This window comes from Rhodoblastus sp. (genome assembly GCF_041915505.1).
Lineage (GTDB): Bacteria > Pseudomonadota > Alphaproteobacteria > Rhizobiales > Beijerinckiaceae > Rhodoblastus.
The window spans coordinates 1-2163 of record NZ_JAYSBG010000481.1; the positions used below are offsets into that span (position 1 = coordinate 1).

The window sequence follows — 2163 nt, forward strand, 5'->3', positions numbered from 1 at the left end:
CCTGGCCTATGACCAGTTGATGGTCCTGTCCGATCCGGAAGCGCCGGGGCAGGACGCCTTCATGACCATCTATAATCAGGACGGCTCGCTCTCCGCCTCCTGTGGCAATGGCACCCGCTGCGTCGCGTATTATCTCGCCGAACGTTCCGGCGCCGTCGCGCTCAACCTCGCCACCTCCGCCGGCCCGCTGGCGGTGCGGCGCGAGGGGCCCTTGTCTTTTTCGGTCGATATGGGCCCGCCGCGCCTTGGCTGGCGGGACATTCCGCTCGCCCGCGAAATCGCCGACACGGGCGCGGTCGATCTGCAGAAATTCGGCCTGCCGCCGGCCTCCTGCGTCAGCATGGGCAACCCGCATGCGGTCTTTTTCGTTCCCGCCATCGAGGCTTTCGACCTCGCCGCCATCGGGCCGGTTCTGGAACATGACCCGCTCTTTCCCGAACGCGCCAATATTTCGCTGGCGCAGGTTCTTTCGCGCGATTCGATCAGGCTCAAGGTCTGGGAGCGCGGGACCGGCCTGACTTTGGCCTGCGGCACGGCGGCCTGCGCGACTTTGGTCGCCGCCGCGCGCGCCGGTCTCGCGGAGCGGCGCGCGACCATTGCGCTCCCCGGCGGCGATCTGGTCATCGACTGGCGCGCCGACGATCATATCGTCATGACCGGGCCGGTGGAGCTGGAGTTTTCCCGGATTCTGACCGAGGCCCTGTTCGCGCCGGAGCCGGCGGCCCCATGACCGACGGCGCCGCCGCGAAAGTCGAAGTCGTCACCTTCGGCTGCCGGCTGAACCTCGCCGAATCGCAGACCATTCGAGAACTGGCCGGGCAAGGCGGCGAACAGGACCTTGTGGTGGTCAACACCTGCGCGGTGACGGCCGAATCGACCCGGCAGGCGCGGCAGGCGATCCGCCGGCTGAAGCGCGACCGGCCCGGCGCGCGCATCGTTGTCACCGGCTGCGCGGCGCAGATCGAGCCGGACCGTTTCGCCGCCATGCCCGAAGTCGCTCATGTCATGGGCAATGCCGAAAAGACGCGCGCTGTGTCGTGGAGCGGCTTTTCCGGCCGGGTCAATGTCGCGCCGGTCGCGGAAGCCGCGCGGCGCGACAATGCGCCGGCGCCCGTGCTGGCGGCGATCGAGGGCCACACCAGGGCCTTTCTCGCGGTACAGAACGGCTGCGACCATAGCTGCACCTTCTGCGTCATCCCGGCGGGACGCGGGCCGTCGCGCTCCGTCGCGCCGGAGGCCGTGGTCGCGCAGGCGCGCAAATTCGTCGAGACCGGCCATAAGGAGATCGTGCTCACCGGGGTCGATCTGACCTCATGGGGCGCGGACCTGCCGGGCGGACCGAAGCTCGGCCAGCTCGCGCGGCTGATCCTGCGGGAGCTGCCCGACCTGCCGCGCCTGCGGCTGTCGTCGATCGATTGCATCGAGGCCGATCCGGCGCTGATCAGGGCCTTCGCCGAGGAGGAAAGGCTCGCGCCCTCGCTGCATCTGTCGCTGCAATCGGGCGACGATCTCATTCTGAAACGGATGAAACGCCGCCACAGCCGCGCGGAAAGCGTCGCCTTCTGCGCCGAATTGCGCCGTCTGCGGCCGGATATCGCCTTTGGCGCGGATCTCATCGCCGGCTTTCCGACCGAGGACGAGGCCATGGCGGCGCGCACGCGCGCCCTGATTGAGGATTGCGGCCTGAGCTTCCTTCATGTGTTTCCCTTTTCGGCGCGGCCGGGGACGCCGGCGGCGCTGATGCCGCGCGTGGCGCCGGAGGCCGTCAAGGCCCGCGCCGCTTTGTTGCGCGAGGCGGGCGAAACGGCTTTGACGCGACATCTTCAGGCGCAGGTCGGGCGGCGGCTCCGCATTCTCACCGAGCGCGGCGGCATGGGCCGGGCCGACGATTCCACTCCGGTCCACACGCCCGGCCTGCCGCCGGGGCGGATTCTCCTTGCCGAGGCCGTCGGCCATGCGCGCGGCGCGCTTGACGTAACGCTTTCTTCATCCTGAATCGAAATGCGCGCCGGCCGGTAACGCGGGACTCGGGAAAGACGCGGCAGATTGGGGCCAATGCTTTGCGCTCTTCGGGAGCGCGGGAGAGGCCGCGCCTGTGACCACGACCTTTCGCCGCGGAAGGGATTTCCGCGCCTATGTTCAGGACTCGCTCGCGACGCGGGA

The 2163-nt window shown here is 69.0% G+C and carries 2 protein-coding genes; both read left to right on the forward strand.

The genetic code is table 11. The annotated features are described in order from the left end of the window. Window positions 1–730, forward strand: a 730-nt coding sequence (gene dapF / locus ACE3S9_RS18895) for a diaminopimelate epimerase (protein ID WP_374548022.1), incomplete at its 5' end; no start/stop codon positions are given. Beyond that, window positions 727–1995: a tRNA (N(6)-L-threonylcarbamoyladenosine(37)-C(2))-methylthiotransferase MtaB gene (mtaB, locus tag ACE3S9_RS18900; protein ID WP_374548023.1), complete on the forward strand. Its 1269-nt coding sequence runs from the start codon at window positions 727–729 to the stop codon at window positions 1993–1995. The genes dapF and mtaB, both read left to right, overlap by 4 nt. Window positions 1996–2163 lie beyond the last annotated feature (168 nt).

Bases quoted from the DNA above. Each gene is read 5' to 3' on its own strand.
- mtaB (WP_374548023.1), top strand. From the start codon at position 727: ATGACCGACGGCGCCGCCGCGAAAGTCGAAGTCGTCACCTTCGGCTGC.